This is a genomic window from Cytobacillus gottheilii (genome assembly GCF_900166665.1).
GTDB lineage: Bacteria > Bacillota > Bacilli > Bacillales > Cytobacillaceae > Cytobacillus > Cytobacillus gottheilii_A.
Genome location: NZ_LT800494.1, coordinates 3,463,611 through 3,485,311, shown reverse-complemented (window position 1 = coordinate 3,485,311; position 21,701 = coordinate 3,463,611). Strand labels below are relative to the sequence as shown.

The 21,701-nt window shown below is 38.1% G+C and carries 23 protein-coding genes; 19 read left to right on the top strand and 4 right to left on the bottom strand.

Going from position 1 to position 21,701, the window contains the following annotated elements:
* Positions 1–369: 369 nt before the first annotated feature.
* Positions 370–1,470, bottom strand: a complete 1,101-nt coding sequence (locus B7E07_RS17075) for a metallophosphoesterase (RefSeq protein WP_080847809.1) — start codon at positions 1,468–1,470, stop codon at positions 370–372.
* A 247-nt stretch (positions 1,471–1,717) separates the two neighbouring features.
* Between B7E07_RS17075 and B7E07_RS17070 the strand changes: the two genes are divergently transcribed.
* The 7 genes from B7E07_RS17070 to B7E07_RS17040 all read left to right on the top strand — a co-directional run bounded on the left by B7E07_RS17070 (position 1,718) and on the right by B7E07_RS17040 (position 6,879).
* On the top strand, positions 1,718–2,302 hold the full coding sequence (locus tag B7E07_RS17070) for a hypothetical protein (RefSeq protein WP_080847805.1): 585 nt from the start codon (positions 1,718–1,720) through the stop codon (positions 2,300–2,302).
* A 400-nt stretch (positions 2,303–2,702) separates the two neighbouring features.
* Positions 2,703–3,221 carry a GNAT family N-acetyltransferase gene (locus B7E07_RS17065; RefSeq protein WP_080847802.1) on the top strand — a complete coding sequence of 173 codons (519 nt, stop codon included), beginning with the start codon at positions 2,703–2,705 and terminating at the stop codon, positions 3,219–3,221.
* Between the two features lie 81 nt (positions 3,222–3,302).
* Positions 3,303–3,701 (top strand): VOC family protein, encoded by a 399-nt coding sequence (locus B7E07_RS17060; protein WP_176215231.1) that lies wholly within the window; start codon positions 3,303–3,305, stop codon positions 3,699–3,701.
* 131 nt (positions 3,702–3,832) lie between these two features.
* On the top strand, positions 3,833–4,759 hold the full coding sequence (locus B7E07_RS17055) for an alpha/beta fold hydrolase (protein ID WP_080847796.1): 927 nt from the start codon (positions 3,833–3,835) through the stop codon (positions 4,757–4,759).
* Between the two features lie 25 nt (positions 4,760–4,784).
* A complete protein-coding gene (locus B7E07_RS17050) occupies positions 4,785–5,033 on the top strand; it encodes a hypothetical protein (protein WP_080847794.1) in 249 nt (82 codons plus the stop codon).
* Positions 5,034–5,133: 100 nt separating this feature from the next.
* Positions 5,134–5,763, top strand: a complete 630-nt coding sequence (locus B7E07_RS17045; protein WP_080847791.1) for a lysozyme inhibitor LprI family protein — start codon at positions 5,134–5,136, stop codon at positions 5,761–5,763.
* Positions 5,764–6,039: 276 nt separating this feature from the next.
* Positions 6,040–6,879, top strand: coding sequence for an aldo/keto reductase (locus tag B7E07_RS17040; RefSeq protein WP_080847787.1), 840 nt, complete (start codon positions 6,040–6,042; stop codon positions 6,877–6,879).
* A 377-nt stretch (positions 6,880–7,256) separates the two neighbouring features.
* Here B7E07_RS17040 and B7E07_RS17035 read toward each other — a convergent pair whose 3' ends face one another.
* Together B7E07_RS17035 and B7E07_RS17030 are read right to left on the bottom strand one after the other, a co-directional pair.
* Positions 7,257–7,760 carry a spore coat protein gene (locus tag B7E07_RS17035; RefSeq protein ID WP_080847785.1) on the bottom strand — a complete coding sequence of 168 codons (504 nt, stop codon included), beginning with the start codon at positions 7,758–7,760 and terminating at the stop codon, positions 7,257–7,259.
* Positions 7,761–7,912: 152 nt separating this feature from the next.
* Positions 7,913–9,034 carry an NADH-dependent flavin oxidoreductase gene (locus B7E07_RS17030; protein WP_080847783.1) on the bottom strand — a complete coding sequence of 374 codons (1,122 nt, stop codon included), beginning with the start codon at positions 9,032–9,034 and terminating at the stop codon, positions 7,913–7,915.
* A gap of 381 nt (positions 9,035–9,415) precedes the next feature.
* On the opposite strand from B7E07_RS17030, the gene B7E07_RS17025 reads away from it, so the two are divergent.
* On the top strand, positions 9,416–10,744 hold the full coding sequence (locus B7E07_RS17025; protein WP_080847780.1) for an FAD-dependent oxidoreductase: 1,329 nt from the start codon (positions 9,416–9,418) through the stop codon (positions 10,742–10,744).
* Positions 10,745–11,116: 372 nt separating this feature from the next.
* The gene (locus B7E07_RS17020; protein WP_080847778.1) at positions 11,117–11,479 is read left to right on the top strand and encodes a group I truncated hemoglobin; all 363 of its coding nucleotides are present in this window, start codon (positions 11,117–11,119) and stop codon (positions 11,477–11,479) included.
* A gap of 52 nt (positions 11,480–11,531) precedes the next feature.
* Here the strand turns inward: B7E07_RS17020 and B7E07_RS17015 are convergent, their stop codons facing one another.
* A complete protein-coding gene (locus B7E07_RS17015; protein ID WP_373886077.1) occupies positions 11,532–11,903 on the bottom strand; it encodes a GNAT family N-acetyltransferase in 372 nt (123 codons plus the stop codon).
* Between the two features lie 336 nt (positions 11,904–12,239).
* On the opposite strand from B7E07_RS17015, the gene B7E07_RS17010 reads away from it, so the two are divergent.
* From B7E07_RS17010 to B7E07_RS16965, 10 genes are all read left to right on the top strand, one after another.
* The gene (locus B7E07_RS17010) at positions 12,240–12,755 is read left to right on the top strand and encodes a hypothetical protein (protein ID WP_080849245.1); all 516 of its coding nucleotides are present in this window, start codon (positions 12,240–12,242) and stop codon (positions 12,753–12,755) included.
* 57 nt (positions 12,756–12,812) lie between these two features.
* Positions 12,813–13,580: an alpha/beta fold hydrolase gene (locus tag B7E07_RS17005; RefSeq protein WP_080847770.1), complete on the top strand. Its 768-nt coding sequence runs from the start codon at positions 12,813–12,815 to the stop codon at positions 13,578–13,580.
* Between the two features lie 27 nt (positions 13,581–13,607).
* A complete protein-coding gene (locus tag B7E07_RS17000; protein ID WP_139785652.1) occupies positions 13,608–14,252 on the top strand; it encodes a DUF3885 domain-containing protein in 645 nt (214 codons plus the stop codon).
* Between the two features lie 347 nt (positions 14,253–14,599).
* On the top strand, positions 14,600–15,304 hold the full coding sequence (locus B7E07_RS16995) for a response regulator transcription factor (protein WP_080847767.1): 705 nt from the start codon (positions 14,600–14,602) through the stop codon (positions 15,302–15,304).
* A complete protein-coding gene (locus tag B7E07_RS16990) occupies positions 15,301–16,302 on the top strand; it encodes a sensor histidine kinase (RefSeq protein WP_080847764.1) in 1,002 nt (333 codons plus the stop codon). The genes B7E07_RS16995 and B7E07_RS16990 overlap by 4 nt, the downstream gene beginning before the upstream one ends.
* Positions 16,303–16,385: 83 nt before the next feature.
* Positions 16,386–17,150 (top strand): ABC transporter ATP-binding protein, encoded by a 765-nt coding sequence (locus tag B7E07_RS16985; protein ID WP_080847762.1) that lies wholly within the window; start codon positions 16,386–16,388, stop codon positions 17,148–17,150.
* Entirely contained in the window at positions 17,125–19,020 is a 1,896-nt protein-coding gene (locus B7E07_RS16980; protein ID WP_080847759.1) for an ABC transporter permease, read from the top strand. Before B7E07_RS16985 ends, B7E07_RS16980 begins: the two co-directional genes overlap by 26 nt.
* 234 nt (positions 19,021–19,254) lie before the next feature.
* Positions 19,255–20,121, top strand: a complete 867-nt coding sequence (locus B7E07_RS16975; protein WP_139785651.1) for a M23 family metallopeptidase — start codon at positions 19,255–19,257, stop codon at positions 20,119–20,121.
* A gap of 145 nt (positions 20,122–20,266) precedes the next feature.
* Positions 20,267–20,590 carry a nucleoside triphosphate pyrophosphohydrolase gene (locus B7E07_RS16970; protein WP_066448293.1) on the top strand — a complete coding sequence of 108 codons (324 nt, stop codon included), beginning with the start codon at positions 20,267–20,269 and terminating at the stop codon, positions 20,588–20,590.
* A 69-nt stretch (positions 20,591–20,659) separates the two neighbouring features.
* Positions 20,660–21,649: an HNH endonuclease gene (locus B7E07_RS16965; protein ID WP_080847755.1), complete on the top strand. Its 990-nt coding sequence runs from the start codon at positions 20,660–20,662 to the stop codon at positions 21,647–21,649.
* Positions 21,650–21,701: the final 52 nt, after the last annotated feature.

The window sequence follows — 21,701 nt, the reverse complement described above, 5'->3', positions numbered from 1 at the left end:
CATTTTTAGGAGAATGAGAAGCGGGAGCAGTAATTGTTATAATAAAAAGAGGACAAAACGAAATTAATATTTCTAAAACACGAATATTTATTATCTTGGTAAGGGTATTTAAACAAGTCCGTTCCACCTGCGCTGCGGACTCTCGCTTTCCGAGGGGAGGAAGCTGAGCCTCCTCGGCACGCCTGCGGGGTCTCACCTTTTCCTCTATTTCCCTCCGGAGTCGAGTGTCCTCCGCTCCATTTCACTCAAGTGAATAAAATAAATCTTATAATCATAAAAAACCGAATGATTAGAAAGATGATTTCCTAAGCATTCGGTTCTATGCGTGTGTTAAATACTTATGTCTCAGTCTCTTTCAAACGGTTTATATTATTGAAACTGAACCTGAATACTGACAATTTCAGATCTTGTGCCAATCCGCATTGGCGGTCCCCAGAAGCCAAACCCTGAGGTAACAACAGAATGCATTTGTTCCTTCTGTAAATGTCCCCAATCATTTTCGAAAAGGGAAGCCGTTATGAGGCTGCCAGGGAAAACTTGTCCGCGATGGGTATGACCAGAAAGCATTAGGTCTACACCTTCCTGCTGTGCGATGTCTAGATCATACGGCTGATGCTCCAGCAATATGACAGGTTTAGAAGAATCGACTTCATTCATAAGTGTGTCTAAAGACAGTCTGTCTGGATCTGAATAATCTTTGCGTCCAATCAGCGAAAACTGGTCCTCAATGTTTTCTGTCTCATCATACAGAACTGTGATACCGCTATTCTCTAATGCTTGTATCAGCTCATCCATCGTTCCTTCATGCTTGTCATGATTGCCAAGGGAGGCGTACACGCCATATGGGGCATCAAGCTCAGATAAGATTTGATTGATTTCCTGATCAAGAAATGGCTGAACATCATCATCAAAAAGGTCACCAGGCATTAAAATAATATCTGGCTTTAGTTTATTCATCTCTTTTACAAGACGCTCAGCGTGATTTCTGCCGGACAGGAGACCAAAGTGCATATCTGCCGCCATTGCGATATGCAATGAATCGAGCGTGGAAGAACGTTTTTCCATTGTAATATCATAAGTACGAACAACAGGGCTGTATGTATTAAAAACGCCATATCCTAATAGAGATAATACTAACCCAAGCGTAATAACTCCAGCCCATACCTGCGTCTTTCGTCTCGGCAGCTTTGTTAATCGCAAGAGAATGACTGTCAAATGGGCAAGAGGAACCAGTAAGATCAGCAGGTAAAAACAAGCCATCCAGTAGGCGCCAGCAATATTTAAGAATGTGATTCCGGACACACGGCCCAGAACAAATGAAGTGGCTGCCAGCGTGATGACTAAAATATAAATCGTTTTAAAACGCCGCGAGGAAGTATCCGGACGCAGCAAGCGATACCCTCTCCAGCCGATATAATAAACAAGCCCGCCGTAAATCAGCAGAGAGAGAAGCATAATAAGAATGAACATATGCAGTTTTAGAACTCCTTTTCTGATTGTTATTCAACAAATGGTTATTGTAGGTTAATCGTAGTATTTTTTTAGTGTAGAAACAAGTTTTAACTAAGAGAAATACAGTAATAGAATGTTCTGCCTGTTAAAGGAAGGAACGCTGGAATTTTATACAGGAAATAAATGACTTATTTGTTGATTTTTAAAATATATTATTCTATGATTTACACAGCAAGATAGGAAGCAAAAAGGGGAGGAGCCCGTTATGCAAATGACGATTGCCCGTGCGATGACACGCAAAAAAACGATCAAAGCCCAGTTAGAGAAAATTACAAAAGATATTTCTCAGCATGGTGCCATTAATAATAAAAGGCTTCACATATTATCTGATGAAAAGAAGGATATCAAAAAGAATCATCAAGAATCGATAGACAAAGTGAAAGCATTATTCCAGCAGTTTTATGACCTGAAAGATAATTACATAAAGTTAACGGTAGCGATTAATAAGGCGAATCTGGAAACCGATATCGTCATTACAGGGAAGACAATGAAAATTGCTGAAGCTCTAGTCTATAAAAATGATATTCAAGCATACTTTGAAAATCTGAAATATGCTTATCAGAAAGCTGTATCGAAGGCAACCACTGAAGTTGACCAATTTAATAAAAACATGAAAACAGAGGGTCTCTCAGAACAAGTGAAAAAAGAGGTTCTCGCAGATGTACTCTATTTAGTGCCAATCGAAAAAATGGATGAACTTGATGCGTTTTTGGTTGAGTTCATGACCGAAATTGATGGTACACTGAATGAAGTGAATGCAAGAACATTTGTTGAAGTAGAAATCGACTAAGATTGCTTAACTTTGCTGGTCTATCGCTGTAAACCACTAAATCCAGTCAATCAAATCTGATGGTTTCCCATAGAGGAAACACTATGATAAGTGTTCAGTATTGAGTGCTTAGTGATCAGTGTTTAACTGTTTAGTGTTTAGTTGTAAGTAATTAGTGTTAATAAAATCCTGCCATACAACTTTGAAGGAAAACTTCGAGGTACCTTGACTGTCCTTGTGGTTTGATGGGCAGGCTGGTAGATCAGCAAAGCTTGGTACATAATGATTGACAGAGGCAATCCTTGAAACAGAAGGAGTGTCTTTTTTTTGTTGTAAAGAGCCTGCAGATATGTGAAGGGATTTAGGAATAAAAAAAGAATTTACTTTTTAGGTGCTGAATTAAGTAAACGGAGATTAGGTCATGTACATAAAAACAAATAGGTTATTGATACGTCAATTCGATTCTAAAGATTGGCAAGCGGTTTATGAATACACATCAGACCGGAATGTAATGCAATACATCCCAGAAGGGGTATTCACACAAGAGAAAGCGAAAGAGTTAGTAAATCAAAATATGGATGCTGATGCAAAATATTTTCCTGTGGTATTACTTGATGGAGATATTCTTATCGGACATATAGTTTTTCATAAATACTTTGGTGAACACACATATGAGATTGGCTGGGTCTTTAATCCAAGGTATTACAGCAAAGGCTATGCTTCAGAAGCTGCTAAAGGCATTTTAGATTATAGCTTTGAGAAAGTGAAGCTGCACAGAATTATTGCAACCTGCCAACCTGAAAACATTGCTTCCCATCGGGTTATGGAGAAGATCGGCATGAGAAGAGAAGGCTATTTTAAGAAATGTATACCAAACGGTTCAGAGTGGTGGGATGAGTATTATTACGCGATTTTAGCTGAAGAGTGGAGGAAAGCTTAGCAGGTACGATTGCAGCTGTTTAGACCCGTCTAAGTAACAGTGAAAAATGAATGTGTTACAAAACGATTGGGAGGGATGAAGGTGAAAGCAAAAATTAATATTATAACACTTGCTGTGCAAAACTTGGATGTGTCGATCTCTTTTTATAAGGAAGGATTAGGTTTTCCGATGGAAGAGTTTGTACAAGGTGCCGATCATGTCGTTTTTAGGATGGAAGATGACACATCATTGGTTCTTTATTTGAGGTCAGAGCTTGAAGAGTTTACAGCAGCAAGTACAGCTGCCAAAACGAATAATGTCATTCTGAGCTGTGCGGTGGAGAAGAAAGAAGAAGTGGATTCTATTTTAAAGACAGCAATTGAATTTGGCGGAACCATATTGCCTAAACAGCCAAAGGAGTTCGATTGGGGTTACTCTGGCTATTTTGAAGACCCTGATGGACATATTTGGGAAGTAGTCTATTTTAACGAAGGCAGTTGATCCAAGGCAGATTTATAAATACAGCTTTACTCCAAGGACTAAAGCAATCGGGCTGAGCTAGAAGGAAATTTTTCACCCCATCTTGAATAATATTTACCATACATAATATTGGAACAATATGGAGGAGAAAAATGACCTTAGCAACAGTATTCAGAAATGCATTAGGCACAGTTGGGTTCCCATTGACAATCTGGAACCTGGCAATTGATCGGAAAAATAAGGTGAAACCGCCTGGACAGATTGTTAAAACCCAATTTTCAGAGGTACATGCCATTGTTAGTGGTGAAGGACCTGTTACGGTCATTCTAGAAGCCGGGCTGAGCTCAATCTCCATTGATTGGTGCTACATTCAGCCAGAGATTTCTAAGCATGCTCGTGTCATTTCCTATGATCGGGGCAGTTATGGCTGGAGCAGGACAAATAGGAAGACAATGACCTCTTTGGATAGTGTAGAAGAACTAAGAGATGTTCTTAGTGCACTAAAAATAGATCCGCCTTTTATATTGGTCGGCCACTCTTTTGGCGGACTAGCGATGCGTTTATTTGCCAGCATGTATCCCGATGAAGTCGCTGGTTTAGTACTCGTCGATGCTGCACATGAGAATTACTATGTAAAGAATCAAGAGAATGCAAAACGAATCAGGCAATTTAGCAAGCTTGTCACCTTTGGGCATATCACTTCATTGATTGGAATTCCGAGAATACTTAACCAGAAGATTGGGCGGAAATTCCTCACACAAGAACATGAAGAAGCTCTAAAATACGTCGGATACACGATAGGAGCCTATCAATCAGTTTATAATGAATATAGGGATAGTGAAATCTCCGCACATCAGCTCTTGAATGCAAAACCGCTGCCGGCAGATCTGCCTGTTGTAGTAATGAGTGCAAATAAACAAACTGAGATCTGGAAGAAAAACCAGCTTCTGCTAACGAACTTGACTGATAACACTGAACACATTGAAACGGATACGGGTCATTCCGTTCATCTTGAGGATCCTGGTGTTGTTATAGATCATATTATAAAATTATTGAAGAAACAGAGTAACCTTTCTTGATACATCTGTTATTGTGGAGGAAATCATGAAATTATTTAAAATGATGTCTAACAGAGAACATATGCATTGGAGAAAAGGAGCAGTTCTTGGTTTTTACACTTATATGTTTTTATTATTTATAAACTATAGTTTTTTTCTAATTGACGGCAGTGAACCCTTATCATCCAAATTAATATTTTGGGCGGGATTATTAGTTGCTTTTGGATATGAAGGGTTCCTAAATATTAAGTTGAAAGTAAAGGGGAAAAGAACGAATAGCCAGCAAAATCTGTGAATTCTTGAATTTTATATAATATAATAGAATTAGAAATAATGTATGTTTCAGGTCGGCAGCCGAATAGGCAACAAAAATTTTTACAAATGAGGTTTTAAACATGAAAAGAAACAGTATCATGCTGGTTTTGCTGACAGCGTTAGTATTAGTTTTAGCAGCTTGCCAGGACACAGCAGATGAGGCAAACTCTACATCCAACAGCGAATCAGAGGAAAATAGCGAAGCAGAACAATCAACGGAAAATTCATCGGAAGAGACCGAAACTTCTGAAGCGGATGAGCAAGGAGCATCTACTGAAGATGCATCGGAGGAAACACCTGTTGAAGAACCATCAGAGTCTCCTGGCAATGGTGACACGGAAGAACCTGCCAGTAAAAAACAAGAGTATCTCTCAAAACTGGATGAACTAGATCAAGAAATGACAGAAATGATGGAAAACTCGACGGCATCAAATACGGTTGAAATGAAAAAAGAAGCTTCAGATCGATGGGAAGCTTGGGACGGACTATTGAATGAAATTTATGCGGTCCTTGAGGAACAGCTTTCACCTGAAGAGATGGAAGCATTGAGAGTGAAACAGAGAGAATGGATTGAATACAGAGACGCCACTGCAAAGGAAGCATCCCTAAAATATGAAGGCGGCACCCAGGAAAATGTAGAATATACAGCTGTCATGGCCGATGTAACGCAAGAACGATGCTATGAGCTTGTGAATGAGTATATGAAGTAGTTTTTGTGTTAAAGGAATCATAATTGCAGCCCAATCGATTATAGATATTCTCTAATCGGTTGGGCATTTTTGATTATATTGTATTAAGTTGCTCCACATGGAAAAATAGTGTCCGCAGCGCAATGGAAATGGAAGTTTTCCTACAGGCTAGATAGTCTTTTATATCTAATTGATGCGAAATATGAGCAATATAAATTGCATCTCATCACCAAATCTTGATAATATAATTTAGTAGGTAATATTTAGAAACACGAACTATACGTGAGGAGGATACAAATGCCAGCAAATCTGCAAGATACAACCACATTACATAATGGTGTCAAAATGCCTTGGTTAGGCCTAGGGGTATTTAAAGTTCAAGACGGAGATGAAGTCATTCAATCCGTTAAAGCTGCCATCAAAAACGGATACAAAAGCATCGACACAGCAGCTATTTATCAAAATGAAGAAGGTGTCGGCCAAGCGATTAAAGAAGCTGGTGTTCCACGTGAAGAACTATTTATTACATCAAAGGTATGGAACGGTGATCAAGGCTATGAAGAAACATTAAAAGCATTTGATACAAGCTTAGAAAAATTAGGCTTGGAATACTTGGATTTATACTTAATCCACTGGCCAGTTCCAGCTCAGAACAAATACAAAGAAACATGGAAAGCATTAGAAAAACTATATAAAGATGGACGTGTACGTGCGATCGGTGTAAGTAACTTCAAAGAGCATCATTTAGAGGACCTGCTGAAGGATGCTGAAATTACACCAATGGTGAACCAGGTTGAGTTCCATCCGCACTTAACTCAAGTGGAATTACGGAATTTCTGCAAAAAGCATAACATTCAGCTGGAATCATGGTCACCACTTAAACAAGGTCAGCTTTTAGATGAGCCTACAATTATGAAAATTGCTGAAAAATATGGCAAAACAACAGCACAAGTTATTATCCGCTGGAACCTGCAAAATGAAGTTGTAACCATTCCAAAATCCATTAAAGAAAACCGCATCATCTCAAACGCAGATGTATTTGACTTTGAATTATCTCAAGAAGATGTGGAAACTCTTAACGGACTAAACAAAAGTGAACGTGTTGGATCCGATCCAGATGAAATGAATCGAGTGTAACAAAAAGAGGCAGCTTCGGCTGTCTTTTTTTGTGCTTGGATAAGGGGAAATGAAAAGGGATGAGATTGTATTCGAAAAAGGAAATGATCGAAAAGTCTTTTGAAATGATTGAAAAACCTTCGTGATTGACCGAAAGTATCAGAAGATTGATCGAAAAATCCGGGAAATAGATCGAAACATCTTGGGAAATGACCGAAAAAGCAAAAAACCTTCTATGTATCCCCTGCATAATAGTGTTAGGGCCATCCAGTGGAGGATCCAGCCCTAAAGCTGGAAATCACAGATGGGCTAATTATACAGGTTGGAAAGCGAAAATCATGAAGCTTAAGCTGTAAAAATAAAAACGAGGGGAGATCTCCTCGTTTTTTATAGGCAATTTATAAAGATCTTTGCAAAGCCTTATTAGCCAGATTCACATCATTTTGCAATAACTTTTCTAAGTTGTATGAAGGGTAAAAACTTTTTCCATACATATAAGTAAACACTTTAGCATGTGTATCGATCGCATTGTTTAAATGCTTTTTCAATACAGTTCTGAGAGCTGGTGTAGCTGTTTCAGTGATGGCAATAGAATAATTACGGACACCGGTTTTAAAAAGAGCCAATAAATCGCCTGCGTAGAATGGCAATAAATCTTCACGAATTTCGTCCGTTTCATCGTCTTCTCTTGGTGCCAGAGGATAAAATTCCAATAGCTCTCTAATATTAGCGCTGAGCCCATTAATAGCTTGTTCATATAATTCTTTTAATGCAGGATCTTTCACTTTTCCATATGCTGTTTTCAATTTCATTAAACCGATTGATTGGAAAGCCGTCAATTCATGAATTTCTAATGTTTCATGCCATGCAAGGTGAGGCTGTTGACTATACATGTTTTCCATTATTGTGCTAACCTCCAAAGGAAATTTTCTTTGATAGATTATTCAATTGGAAAACATTTGCAAGTTGTCTGAAAAATTTGGGCTTAGAGATCCTTAAATATAAAAAAGCCGTATAAATACATCTCGCAAAGTATTTATACGGCCCATATGATTTATACTCCCGGGAACCAGCCAGGTGTATTGATGATTGCATTCCACAGTGGATCTGGAACAACAAGTTCTTTCTGGCGATCTTTATCGATCTCCGTCACAATTTCATCTTCTTTTCCAGCGTCTACTTTTTGTACCCAATCTGGATCGATAATCAGTTCCCTGCCTAATGCTAAAAGCGGAACGCCTGTTGCGAATGCTTTCTTTGCATCCTCTGCACTATAAATAGAACCAACTCCAATTAAAGGTACACGGTTATCGATTTTTTCTAATAAGTAATCGATGCGTGTTTTCGATAGATCATCAACACCGCGTCTTGGTGTTGAGTGGAAGTCCTGAAGTGAAACATGCAAGTAATCTAAACCTTGATCTGATAATTTATCAACAAGAGCAAGAGTGTCATCCATTGTAATCCCAGGTGTTTCCGGCTCTTCTGGCGAGAAGCGGTAGCCTACAATGAATGGAGATTTAGCATGTTCTTTTACCACACTTTTTACCTTTTCTACGACAGCAAGAGGGAACGTCATTCGTTTTTCAAGACTGCCGCCAAAGCGATCTTCTCTGCGGTTTGAATGCGGGGAGAAGAATTGCTGAATCAGATAGCCGTTTGCTCCGTGAATTTCAACCCCATCGTAACCAGCTTCAATTGCGCGGCGAGTTGTTTCACCAAAAGCCTCAATCATTTCTTCCACTTCAGCCTCAGATAGGCCGCGTGGAACTGGATTTCCTTCGCCTTCTGAAGGAATATTACTCGCACTTACCACATCTCCATTTACTAAATCAGGAGGACATTGTCTGCCGCCATGGAAGATTTGCAGAATGGCTTTTGCGCCTTGTTCTTTAATGCCTGAAGCTAGTTGCTTTAAGCTTGGGATAAAATCATCACTATAGCCAGCAAATTCCCCAGGAAAACCTTGGCCATTTGGCGTTACATTTGTACAAGCCGTAATGACCATTGATACGCCAGATGAGCGGCGTGCATAATATTCTACTTCAGCATCCGTAACCGTTCCATCCTGATTGGAAGAAAAATTGGTCATTGGTGCCATTACTACACGGTTTTTCAGAGTTATGCCATTCGGCAGGGTAAAAGAAGATAACAGTGAGTTGTTTTTATTAGTCATACTTTTTAATCTCCTTAGTTGGTTATTTAAAGCGGTATAGAGGTAATCATATGTAAAATCAGTAAAACTGTAAAAGAATCTGCTTGCTTAGCTTTTCCATTCTTTCGAGTGCTAACCAGCAGACTGGAAGGTGTAATCTTTAGCAGATTTTTTGGCAGCAAAATATTGTGTTTTTTTTATGAAAATCGGGCTAACTAATGGAGTATAATGCTTAGAAAGCTTATTATGACAAGCTTTTGAATAGTATGTGATAAAAATCACAAAATATGTTGATTATTTCACATAGATGTCTTATAATGAGTTCATAAGGTTGAATGTGAAATAAATCACAAATAATATGTGAAGTTTTTAACAAACATAAACTCTAGGAGGAACACATAAATGAAAATTGCTGTTATTGGATGTACACATGCTGGAACTGCTGCGGTATCAAATATGGTGAAGCTTTACCCAGAAGCTGAAATTACAGTTTATGAAAGAAACGATAATATTTCCTTTTTATCTTGCGGAATTGCCCTGCATGTTAGCGGCGTTGTGAAAGATCCAAACGGTTTATTTTACAGTTCTCCAGAAGAATTGACGGAGCTAGGCGTTAAGATGCTGATGAAGCATGAAGTAGTGGATATTAATGTTGAAGAGAAAAAGATCACAGCAAGAAATCTGACAGAAGACAAAGAAGTGACAGACACATTTGATAAGCTCGTCATGACGACTGGATCTTGGCCTGTTATTCCAAAGATTGAAGGCATTGATATGGAGAATGTATTGCTCTGCAAAAACTTCCATCATGCGAACACAATCATTGAAAAGGCGAAGGATGCACAAAATATTGTAGTTGTAGGGGCAGGTTATATTGGCATTGAGCTTGTAGAAGCATTCGAAATGAGCGGGAAAAATGTAACGCTTATTGACGGTGAAACAAGAATCTTAAGCAAGTATTTAGATGAATCTTTTACAGGAATTGTTGAAAAGGACTTTACTGACCGCGGCGTTCAGTTAGCGCTGGGTGAAACCGTTAATCGTTTTGTCGGGGAAGATGGCAAAGTATCTGCCGTTCAAACAGCGAATGGTCAATACGAAGCAGATCTTGTGATTCTTTGTATCGGATTCCAGCCGAACACTGGCTTGTTAAAAGGGCAGATTGATATGCTTGCAAATGGCGCGATTAAAGTCGATGAGTATATGCGCACGAGCAATGAAGATGTATTTGCTGCTGGGGACAGCTGTGCGATTCGCTATAACCCAACAGGTGAATATGCTTATATTCCGCTTGCAACAAACGCGGTGAGAATGGGAACGCTTGTAGCTAAAAACCTGGTAAAACCAACTGTTCGCTACATGGGAACTCAAGGAACATCAGGCATTAAAATATATGATCAAAACATTGCAACAACAGGCTTAACAGAAGCATCAGCTCAACGTATGGGATTGAATGTGAAAAGTGTCACAATCGTTGAGCATGACCGTCCAGAATTTATGCCAACCTATGAAGAGGTACAGTTGAAGGTTGTGTACGAAGAAGATACAAAGCGTATTGTTGGAGCACAGGTTATGTCTAAAATCGACGTGACTCAATCAATCAACACATTATCAGTTTGTATTCAGAATAAGATGACAATGGATGAGCTTGGATTTGTTGATTTCTTCTTCCAGCCTCATTACAACAAACCTTGGAACTTCTTGAATCAAGCGGGGCTGCAGGTGATTTAATAGCAGTTCGTTTTGAAGGCCGAGTGCGGATGGATATTCCGTGCTTGGCTTTTTTGTTGTGTAGGCGTGAGCGGATTGGAGTTTGGCAGATAAATGGGCAATTTTGGCGGATAAAATTTTTTAACGGCGGATAAATCAATAATAAAGGCGGATATATTTTTTTTACGGCGAATATTTCCTAATTAACGGCGGATATCTGCTATTTCAATTAATATGATCCCATAATTCATACTGGTTTCTATCGTTTCTTTATGGTATTCGCTCTTTTCTTCACTATTTTTCCACTCTTTTCATATTATTGCTCCCAAAAAGGAATAACACCTTTAACATTGTGGAAAATGATAGTATAAGAATTTTGATAGGAGTGTTACCATGGAAAAAACACTATACGAAAAAGTTGGCGGAGAAGAAGCAATTTCAAAGGTAGTGGATTATTTTTATAACGAGCTTGTACTTAAAGATGAGTCAGTCAATCACTATTTTAAACATACTGATATGGAACAGCAGCGCCAGCATCAGGCAAAGTTTATCAGTTTTGCCTTAGGAGGACCAAATCAATATTCAGGAAGATCCATGGAAAAAGCGCATGAAGATATGGATATACAGCCGGCGCATTTTGAAGCGGTTGTGAGACATCTTCATGATGCACTTGCGCACTTTGGCGTCGAGAAAGAAGATATCAATGAGGCGCTGAAGAAAGTAGCGGCATTAAGAGAGGATATTGTTCATAAATAGGAAAAGGTGGCGGATGCATTTCATTTCCGCCGCCTTTTTTATGCAATTTACATCAAAGTCTCTTTAAAAATACATAGCTAACCTTATCGTATTCCATCTTATTTTCATAAAACCGATGTGCATCCTCTCTTTGCAGACCAGAAGAGAGGGAGACGATATTAAATCCTTTTTCATTTGCCCAATCATGTACATAGTTTAATAGTTTTTCACCATACCCTTTGGAACGGTGTGAAGAATCTGTTACTAAATCACAAACCCAGATGGATTTTCCGTTGTATAAAGTGATCATTGGCATAAATCCTGCAAGAGCTGCGATTTTGTTATTTACGTATAAGGCAGCTAATGTATACTGTTCCTTTTCTGCTGCTTCCTCTACTAACTCAAGGTATTGTTCCTCTGTTAAATGAGTTCTTAATTGCTTCATGACTGGATAAGCTTCCTGCCATTCTTTTTGAGTGGTTAGTTCCCGGATGGATATACTGTTTTCATTTGTCATCTGGACACCTCTTTTTTTCTCAGCGCGTTTTTTTGTGCAGTTAGCTACATTAAAAAAGGCTGCTGTATTTATGAAAATTATATAGTATTTCTATATGAATCTTCCTAACAATTACATTAATTTAGAAACAGCTCTTTGATTATAGAGAATTTTCCGTATCAAATTACAAGAGCACCTAATTTTGTTATTATTTAATTATTAGTAACAATTTCCAAGTGGAAAGCTGAAAATGTATATCTAGGAGGGCTAGCTATGAATTTTGTCATGAAATTTGGCGATACGAATTTCATAGGTGTTGCAAATACGGAAGAATATAAGTCGTTTGTCAGTGAAGATTGGCATGTTGATGATTTACTCTTTAAGCATATTGCCAAAGAAATGAGAAATGGACATATCCTCTTTTTTCAAATGACAGCAGAGGGAATTGAGCACTCCTGGAATGTTGAGGTATTAATTGACTCAGAAGAAGAGAATATTGAACAGTCTTGTTTCCGTAAAGCTTCGGGTTTTATCACAGTGACATACGAGCAGCTGTTCTTAGTTGATTATGATTGCATTACGATGGCAGCACAATTTGAAAATCATAAAGTGCCAGACCGAAATTGCTCTCAATATAGGATTGAAATACCTAATGGGGATTACCAGGTTGAAGTTTTTCAATATTATAATGTTGATGATGATGAATATACTGGCACCAATCAAAAGGATATCCTGATGCATTTTCGTAAAGCAGACCAATTCCAAGATATTGCAGATAAGACTTTTTGGTATACATATTAAGTTGGAAACCCTGGTGAAATAGTAGGGGAAACCAATCTATCCCGGGGGGAGAACAAATTGTACTATAAGGAATACGGCGCAGAACATTCAAAAATGATTGTTTTTATTCACGGGGGCGGAGTCAGCGGCTGGATGTGGGATCAGCAGGTAGCTTATTTTTCCCAGCGTTATCACTGTTTGGTTCCAGATCTGCCCGAGCATGGAAAAAGCAGAGGAGATGGGGTGAAATTCTCGATTGATACTGCAGCAGACAATCTGATTGAATTGATTGAAGAAAAAAGAAAAGGAAGAACGGTGGCAGCGGTGGGGTTTTCTCTAGGATCACAAGTGTTGATATCTATGCTGGGAAAAAAGGAAGATCTAATTCAATATGCAATGATTAATAGTGCTTTGGTCAAGCGAATTCCTTTTGCCAATATGCTGAACCAAACCATGATCATGGCTTTGCCGCTGGTGAAGAATCGAACATTTGCTAAAGCACAAGCTAAAGCGCTTGATATAAGTGATCAGTATTTTAATGAGTATTACCAGGAAATACTTCAGATTAATAAACATGCTTTTTTGCGAGTCATGAATGATAATGCCTCATTTACGATCCCTTCATCGTTCCATACATATCCACACAAAATATTAGCTACGGTTGGTGAAAAAGAGAAAAAAATAATGAAGGATTCAATGAAAGAGATGACACACAGCAATCCGAATGTTACGGGAATTATTTTTCCTAAGGTTGGCCATTCAGCTCCTTTGTCTGTTCCTAATCTTTTTAATAGATTTTTAGAAGACTGGATGGAAAACAATACGATTATAGATGAAATTAAATAAGAAGCATAAAAGAAATGAGGATGCTAGATGCAAGTTGACCAATTCATGGAATCAAATTTTTCTGGCTTAGGACTGAGACCGCCGCTTTTTTACCATTGGGATGTTGGCATCCGATTTGAATTAGGGGCAGATTATGAATTTGACAACATTTATGAAAATTGTCCCTATATAAGAAGCGTGTACGACAGAGCAATCGCCTTGTTTAAGACAGTACATGCTCCTGCAGATGATTTATTTATGGTAGTGGATGTACATGATTATGCTGAAGGCGAAGTGTTTAAGCGGAAGTTAAATACTTTTTCTAAGTATATAAAAAAGAAATCTGTACTGTATAAGTTAAAGGAGAATGCTATTCCTTTTGTTTTCCCGGAAGATGATGAAGAAAGGGAGTATAAGACCTATCGATTTACTTTAAAATGTAAAGCTGAGGATATAGCTTACATTCCTTTGTTAAAGGCGATCTGTAATCAGGATATGGCATTGAAACCAAAGATATTTCATTACGTCTATTTTATTAACATTACGGAAAAAACAATCTTTCACGTTTATGATGATCGCGGCTGTGATTTGCTTGCAGCAAGTCCAGAAACCATTCGGGGCATATATGAAAGCTATAATGAATGGATATTAGATTATGACCGGGAGAAAATTGATCAAGTTTTTGCAGAATGAGGCTGGGACATAAGTAACTAACACACCTATTGAACCGAATGGTAAGGAAGGCATCTTTCTAATCATTCGGTTTTTTATTTATAATTATAAAATATATTTTATTTACATGAGTGAAATGGAACGGTCTTGATTAAATACCGAAACTAAGATATTGAATATTCGTGTTTTAGAAATATTAATTTCGATTTGTCCCTTCCTCTTTAAACGCTGGAATTCGTTAACCTGGCGTTTATTTATATATATGTAATAAAAAATGCCTTTGTAAGGTATTCTTGGAATGCCATAATAGATAGCTTCAGGCAAAACTAATATGGTAAATTTATCTTGTGGAAAGGAGATACCATAATATGGAAAAAATCATGATTGTTGAAGATGATCAAAAAATTGCTGAATATTTAAGTTCATATATAGAAAAGTACGGCTATCAAGTAAATATCGCCGCAGATTTTGAAAAGATTATAGACATTTTCCGGGAAGTAAAGCCCAATCTTTTACTGCTGGATATTAATCTGCCAAGTTATGACGGCTATTATTGGTGCAGGCAGATTCGAAAGGAATCGATTTGCCCTGTGATCTTTATTTCTGCACGGACAGGCGAGATGGATCAAGTGATGGCAATTGAAAATGGCGGAGATGATTTTATTACAAAGCCATTTCATCCGGATATTGTCATGGCGAAGATCCGCAGCCAAATGCGCCGGGCCTATGGAGAGTATGCGGCTAAATATGAAGAAAGAGTTTTATCAGAGGCGGGTCTTAATTTGTACCCCGAGCGATTGGAACTTCAATTCAAAGGCAAGAAAACGACATTAACCAAAAAGGAAAACGATATTATTGAACATCTGCTTGAACGCTATCCGCGCGTGGCTGGACGGCAGGATTTGCTGGAAAAGCTATGGGATGATCAAGTTTATGTGGATGAAAATACGCTCAATGTCAATATCACCAGGGTTCGGAAAAAGTTTGAGGAAATTGGGATTACAGATGCAGTTGAAACGGTTAGAGGGGCAGGATACCGGCTGCGCATTACGTGGGATGAGGGGCAATCATGAAGTTATTTCTGCGCGAGCACCTGCTCTTAATTGTAATTCAACTTATTCAATGTATGGTCGTTCCTGTTCTCTTCTGGCTGGATGGTTACCGTGGGATTGGTGTAGGCATTTATTCTATTTTTCTATCCATTGTATTTTTATCAGGATATTTAATTTATCAATATGGTAGCAGAAGGAAGTTTTATCAGCGGCTGCAGAATTCAATGGAAACATTGGATGCTTCGCTGGAAACAACCGATCGTTCACCTATTTCAGAAGCGCTTGATCAGTTGCTTCTATCACAATATCAGTTATATCAAGAGAAGCTGAGAAAAGCTGAAGATCAGCAGGATGAGCATTTATTATTTATGGATCGCTGGGTTCATCAGATGAAGACACCGCTTTCGGTCATTGAGTTAACAGCCCAAAGCTTAGATGAACCTGAATCTTCAAGTATTCGCGAAGAAACGGACAGAATGCGGAATGGATTAAATACGGTGCTTTATATGGCAAGGCTCCGTACAATTGCAGAGGATTTTCATATAAAGCCAGTTGTGCTGTCTAAACTGGTTCATGAGGTTAATCAAGATAACAAACGTTTTTATATTCGTAATGCGGTATATCCGCAAGTAAAAGAAGAAAGACCAGACATCACCGTCGCAACAGATGAAAAGTGGCTGTTCTTCTTACTAACACAACTTATACATAATGCCGTTAAGTACTCTTCTGGACAAGCAGGAAACATTGAGATCTCGATCTACGAAGAGTTAGGAGAATGTGTTCTGGAGGTAAGGGATTTTGGAATTGGAATTCCTATTGCAGATCAGAAACGGGTTTTCAGTAAATTTTTCACCGGGGAAAATGGCAGAAAATATCGTGAATCAACGGGGATGGGTTTGTATCTAGTAAAAGAAGTAGCTGAAAAACTTCAGCATGAGATTGTGCTGGAATCTGTTCAAGGAGAAGGGACGGTCACTCGCATTATTTTTTCACCAACACAAAACCTTACATCAATGTAAGATTCGTGAAAGCATAATCGATCGTATAGCTGACTAGATACAGGCTATACTTCAACTAGAAAGAAAATGAGAGGAGATTGGTTATGCTTAAACTTACAAATTTGGGCAAGGTTTACGAAGGAAAAGTAGCGTACCGTGCTTTAACGGATATCAATTTAGAGATAGACAAAGGCGAGTTTGTGGCGATTATGGGACCGTCTGGAAGTGGAAAAACGACCCTGCTGAATATTATTTCAACGAATGATTCACCTACAACAGGCAATATAGAAATCGAGGGGAAAAACCCGCATCGATTAAAGAAAAATGCGCTGGCAAAGTTCCGCAGAAATGAATTAGGCTTTGTTTTTCAGGATTTTAACCTTTTGCATACCTTAACAGTGGAAGAAAATATTGTGCTGCCGCTCACATTAGACGGTGCTTCTGTAAAAGAAATGAAGGAAAAAGCAGAGGAAATGGCTAAAAGTCTCGGGATCACACCGATTATGAATAAACGGACATATGAAATATCAGGCGGGCAGGCACAGCGTGTAGCTATTGCCCGGGCAATGATTCATCAGCCTAAGCTGCTGCTGGCTGATGAGCCAACAGGGAACCTGGATTCAAAGGCTGCCAAGGACGTTATGAATATGCTGGGGAACATTAACAAAAAGCAAGAAACAAGCTTGTTAATGGTAACTCATGATCCGCAAGCTGCGAGTTATTCTGACCGGGTTATTTTTATTCGTGACGGAAAACTTCATTCAGAGATCCACCGCGGGGAGAGCAGGCAAGCCTTTTTCCAAAAGATCATTGATATGCTTTCGCTGATGGGAGGCAATGATCATGACTTTTCGTCAGTTCGCATTTAATAATGTGCTTCGCAATAAGAGATTGTATATTGCGTACTTCTTAAGCAGCATGTTTACGGTTATGGTGTTTTTCACCTTTGCTATTTTTGCTTTTCACCCTGCCTTTTCCGCAGGAGATATTAATAGAAATATCATTTTCGGAATGGCGGTTGCGGGCGGAATTATCTATGTATTTTCTTTCTTTTTCGTCTTGTATTCGATGAGTTCTTTTTTGCAGTCGAGAAAGAAGGAGTTTGGTTTGTTAATCATGATGGGGGCTTCTGATCGGCAAATTCGCCTGATGGTCTTTTTGGAAAATATCCTGATTGGTTTTTGTGCAACAGTCGGCGGAATACTGGGAGGATTAATCTTTGCGAAGTTCATTTTGCTTATTGCAGAAAATGTATTAATTATTGAAGAATCCCTTCATTTCTACTTTCCTGCTATGGCGATTGCTGTAACATTTGGCAGCTTTCTGGTACTCTTTTTTCTTATATCGATTTTTGTTTCCTTTATTCTTCGTACGAATAAACTAGTTGATTTAATCAAAGGAGATAAGAAATCTAAGGGGGAGCCGAAAGCTTCTGTTTTCCTTTCCATTATAGCTGCCATTCTTTTAATTGCTGGATATGTGACAGCTGTACATGTTAAAGGGATATTCGTTGTATATGCAATGATACCCGTAATTTTGGTGGTCGTAATAGGAACGTATCTCTTGTTTACACAGTTAAGTGTTTTTATCATACGTCTATTGAAAAAGAATAAATCAATCTTTTGGAAGAAAACAAATATGCTTCTGTTTTCAGATCTGTCCTTTCGCATGAAGGATAATGCAAGAACATTCTTCTTAGTAGCCATTATCTCAACGGTAGCCTTTAGTGCAATCGGTTCATTATATGGCTTTCAGTCAATTCTTACTAAAGATGTAAAGAATCATACACTATACGATGTTACGTATAGTCCATGGGGCGATGATACGAAAGACGTCATTCAGCAGGATATTCAAAAAATAAATGCGATCTTGGAAGAAGAGAATATTGAGGCTGTTAGTGAAACAATGGATGAGGAAATTTTTCATATCTCTGAACAGATTAGCTCAGTACACATTGTGAAAGCCTCTGATTACAATCGCTTTGCCGCATTAACCGGAAAAGAAGAGCTTCATCCTGCAGAAACAGAAGCAATTGTTGTTGGTCAGAGTGAGGCCATCTTAACGGTAGACACAAAAACTGACGAAATGATGATGAAAGAAAAGATTCGAATTCAAGACGGTCGAGAAATTATCCCAAGCTCTATTATTCAATCTGCTGTGTTAGATATATACAATCCGTATTATGTTATTAATGACAGTATCTATGGGCAACTGGGAGAGCCGGTTAGAAGTGATGTAAGTGCTGTATGGGCAGCTAAAGATGCACAGGAAGAACAGATCATCGAAGCGGGAAGGAAACTGAACGAACACTTAGAGCATAAAGCCTATCCTATTGATTATTCTATTTATGAAATCAATAAAACGTTTGGACCAATTCTTTTTATCGGCCTGTTTATTGGAATCGTGTTCTTTGTTTCTGCTGGGAGTTTCCTGTATTTTCGCTTGTTTACGGACCTGGATGAGGAGAAAAGAAAATTCAAAGCTATCGCTAAAATTGGTTTGACTCAAAAGGAACTGAAAAAGGTAGTCAACCGCCAAGTGGCACTGCTCTTTTTCTCGCCGATCGTGGTTGCACTCGTTCACGGAGCTGTGGCACTCACAGCATTATCACATCTTTTCAATTATAATCTGACGACTGAATCAGCCCTCGTATTGGGGAGCTTTACAGTCATTCAAGTGATTTATTTCTTAATTGTTCGTTTTATTTATGTGAGACAGGTGAGAAGAACCATCTTATAAAAAATAAGGAACTTATAATTATTGAACCTTCAATAGTTATAAGCTTTTTTTATACGATCAAATGTATAAATGAATATCGGAGTGGAACGCTCGCCGAAATGTAGTATAAGTGTTATTTTCCGTTAGGTAGATTTTCTTTATCTGCAATGAAACCTGCCTGACCGTTTACCCGTAAGAATAGTCATGCAGCCGTGAAATAACATAGAAATCTAATTTACTGAAGGGATGAATAGAATGAGAACGGATCAACCTGTAACTCCCGAAAGTTTTGGTGAAATGTTTCTTAATGGAAAACCGGAAGTCATCTATGAACAATGCAGTAATGAATTTAAAGAATTAGTAAGCTTCCAGCAATTTAGCGAGCTAGTGGAATCATTTAATAGCAATGTTGAAAGCTTTCATCTCGAATCTACTTCTCATCTTGGGTTTGTCACACAATATGTTTGGATTGATGAGCGCAAGGAAAAGGCAATAAGTGTTGCATTTGACTCTTCTGATATTATTCAAAGCCTTTTAATCAAGCCTTATAATACGTTTCCAGAAAAGGATAACACATACTCGAAGAATAAATATGTGATGCCGATTAATGATGAATGGTTTGTATTCTGGGGCGGAACGAATGAATTTATCAATTATCACTATTTATACGAATCTCAGCGTTATGCCTATGATTTAGTCATAATGAAGGAACATGTTACATATCAGGATGATCCAGCGAGGAATGAAAACTATTATGCCTTTGGCAAAGAGGTAACTGCGCCGGCAGATGGTACAGTGGTGAAAGTGGTTAACAATATAGCAGATAATATTCCAGGTGAAATGAATGAAAAAGAGGCAGCAGGCAATTATGTCGTTATAAAACATGAGCATGAAGAGTACAGTATGCTGGCTCATTTCAAAGAATCTTCCATCCTGGTAAAAGAAGGAGAAGCTGTGGAACAAGGTCAAGTTATTGGACTTTGCGGAAATTCAGGCAACTCTTCAGAAGCACATATACATTTTCAGGTGATGGATACGCAAGATCTGTTTAACTCCAAATCACTGCGCATTCAGTTTGCGAGTGGTGAGGAACCTATTCAAGGGGATTTTGTAACAGAATAATAGATTAAACCAAGTAGGGGGGAGGAAAGAATCCTCCCTTTCTCTATATTTACTAAAAAGGTTAATAACATAATGGAGAGTGTGTTTTCTTCCCAGAATATAACTGTTAAAATAAGTTGTAAAAGGAATAAAAGGAAGGTTCTTCATGCCTTTATATAACAAACTTGTCCGAGATAAAATACCAGCTATTATTAATAACACAGCGAAGGATTTTCATACAAAACGGTTAAGTGAAGATGAATACATTATTGAGTTGAAAAAGAAATTAAATGAGGAAATCAGCGAATATCAAATAGCTGGGGATAATCAAGACGCCTTAGAGGAACTGGCAGATGTTTTGGAAATCATCCATAGTCTTGCGATCGTTCACGGTGCTGACATAGACGAAATTGAAAAAATTCGTCAAAAGAAGGCAGAAGAAAAGGGAAGTTTTCAGGAACGGATTTTTCTTATAGATGTAGAGGATTAAGATAAGTAAATAGATAAGAAAAAAATATTTAAATCGCAAGGCATCCGGGGCTTTTTTGGAGGAAACGCAATGAGTCATAAATTAAAGGTAGGAGAACTAAGAGAAACATATATAACCGACGAGGAAATATGGAGAATACTCACTGTCGTCTTATCAACGAAATCTGTAAAATCTTCTACCTATAAGTATGCTCTAATTAAAGCATTAATTGAGAATTTATATATGGTCAATGACAATTTTGAGTTAACTTACAATCAATTAGCCTATTCTTTTACAAAGATTTATTGGAACTTAATTGTTCAACATAAATTAATCCACCAAAATAGAGGGAAAACGGCCAGAGTTGTGACGCTGATTAAGGAAACACAGACAAATCATGCCATTCCTGATGAAATGATCTTCGATAAAATCAGCGATGACTTGCAAATCAAACTCGTAAGCAAAATTAAGTCTACAATGAAAGAAAATGTTTACGGTGCGCTTTATGGAGATACAAGGGGAAGTTTTTATTCGTTTGATCACCGGCAGGAAATCCTGAGAATAAGTCCAGCTGTACATGGATTTATGCTGAATTATCAAAGGCTGATAGTTAATCTGACGAACTATCATTTGGCAGCAATGATTGAACAGCTGAATGAAGTTCCAAGCATAAATTATCTGTTAGGCAAGGTTGAGAGCATTGCCAAGCGGTCTTCACTGCGTCCATTTGAAAGAATCCTGTTAGAGTATTTTAGTGCGGATTGTTTTTATTGTTGTAAGCCGTTAACCGGGATTACAAGAGAAACACATGTGGATCACTTCATACCTTGGTCTTTTGTGCAATCAGATCAAATTTGGAATCTAGTACTATCCTGTAATAAATGCAACACTTCAAAGAGTGACAAACTGCCAAAAAGAGATTATCTTGAATTCATTATTGAGCGGAATCTTGAGCTGAATGACAAGAAAGAAGATCAAGTGGTAACAAACTGGATGGAGAATTATAAATCGAAAAAAATGATCATGCTTTATGATTATTCGATTAAGAATGGATTTGATACGATTTGGACTCCATCATAATAAGTAAATACCCAGAACCAATACAATAAAATGGACTATTAGGAGCAGGAAA

What these genes read in the sequence shown, in the direction of transcription:
- B7E07_RS16980 (WP_080847759.1), top strand. Translation starts at nt 17,125, where the DNA reads ATGACTTTTCGTCAGTTCGCATTTAATAATGTGCTTCGCAATAAGAGA.
- B7E07_RS16985 (WP_080847762.1), top strand. Translation starts at nt 16,386, where the DNA reads ATGCTTAAACTTACAAATTTGGGCAAGGTTTACGAAGGAAAAGTAGCG.
- B7E07_RS17030 (WP_080847783.1), bottom strand. Translation starts at nt 9,034, where the DNA reads ATGACTAATAAAAACAACTCACTGTTATCTTCTTTTACCCTGCCGAAT.
- B7E07_RS17010 (WP_080849245.1), top strand. Translation starts at nt 12,240, where the DNA reads ATGAAATTTGGCGATACGAATTTCATAGGTGTTGCAAATACGGAAGAA.
- B7E07_RS17070 (WP_080847805.1), top strand. Translation starts at nt 1,718, where the DNA reads ATGCAAATGACGATTGCCCGTGCGATGACACGCAAAAAAACGATCAAA.
- B7E07_RS16975 (WP_139785651.1), top strand. Translation starts at nt 19,255, where the DNA reads ATGAGAACGGATCAACCTGTAACTCCCGAAAGTTTTGGTGAAATGTTT.
- B7E07_RS17045 (WP_080847791.1), top strand. Translation starts at nt 5,134, where the DNA reads ATGAAAAGAAACAGTATCATGCTGGTTTTGCTGACAGCGTTAGTATTA.
- B7E07_RS17015 (WP_373886077.1), bottom strand. Translation starts at nt 11,903, where the DNA reads ATGAAGCAATTAAGAACTCATTTAACAGAGGAACAATACCTTGAGTTA.
- B7E07_RS17065 (WP_080847802.1), top strand. Translation starts at nt 2,703, where the DNA reads ATGTACATAAAAACAAATAGGTTATTGATACGTCAATTCGATTCTAAA.
- B7E07_RS17050 (WP_080847794.1), top strand. Translation starts at nt 4,785, where the DNA reads ATGAAATTATTTAAAATGATGTCTAACAGAGAACATATGCATTGGAGA.
- B7E07_RS17055 (WP_080847796.1), top strand. Translation starts at nt 3,833, where the DNA reads ATGACCTTAGCAACAGTATTCAGAAATGCATTAGGCACAGTTGGGTTC.
- B7E07_RS16990 (WP_080847764.1), top strand. Translation starts at nt 15,301, where the DNA reads ATGAAGTTATTTCTGCGCGAGCACCTGCTCTTAATTGTAATTCAACTT.
- B7E07_RS17000 (WP_139785652.1), top strand. Translation starts at nt 13,608, where the DNA reads ATGCAAGTTGACCAATTCATGGAATCAAATTTTTCTGGCTTAGGACTG.
- B7E07_RS16970 (WP_066448293.1), top strand. Translation starts at nt 20,267, where the DNA reads ATGCCTTTATATAACAAACTTGTCCGAGATAAAATACCAGCTATTATT.
- B7E07_RS17075 (WP_080847809.1), bottom strand. Translation starts at nt 1,470, where the DNA reads ATGTTCATTCTTATTATGCTTCTCTCTCTGCTGATTTACGGCGGGCTT.
- B7E07_RS16995 (WP_080847767.1), top strand. Translation starts at nt 14,600, where the DNA reads ATGGAAAAAATCATGATTGTTGAAGATGATCAAAAAATTGCTGAATAT.
- B7E07_RS17025 (WP_080847780.1), top strand. Translation starts at nt 9,416, where the DNA reads ATGAAAATTGCTGTTATTGGATGTACACATGCTGGAACTGCTGCGGTA.
- B7E07_RS17035 (WP_080847785.1), bottom strand. Translation starts at nt 7,760, where the DNA reads ATGGAAAACATGTATAGTCAACAGCCTCACCTTGCATGGCATGAAACA.
- B7E07_RS16965 (WP_080847755.1), top strand. Translation starts at nt 20,660, where the DNA reads ATGAGTCATAAATTAAAGGTAGGAGAACTAAGAGAAACATATATAACC.
- B7E07_RS17020 (WP_080847778.1), top strand. Translation starts at nt 11,117, where the DNA reads ATGGAAAAAACACTATACGAAAAAGTTGGCGGAGAAGAAGCAATTTCA.
- B7E07_RS17040 (WP_080847787.1), top strand. Translation starts at nt 6,040, where the DNA reads ATGCCAGCAAATCTGCAAGATACAACCACATTACATAATGGTGTCAAA.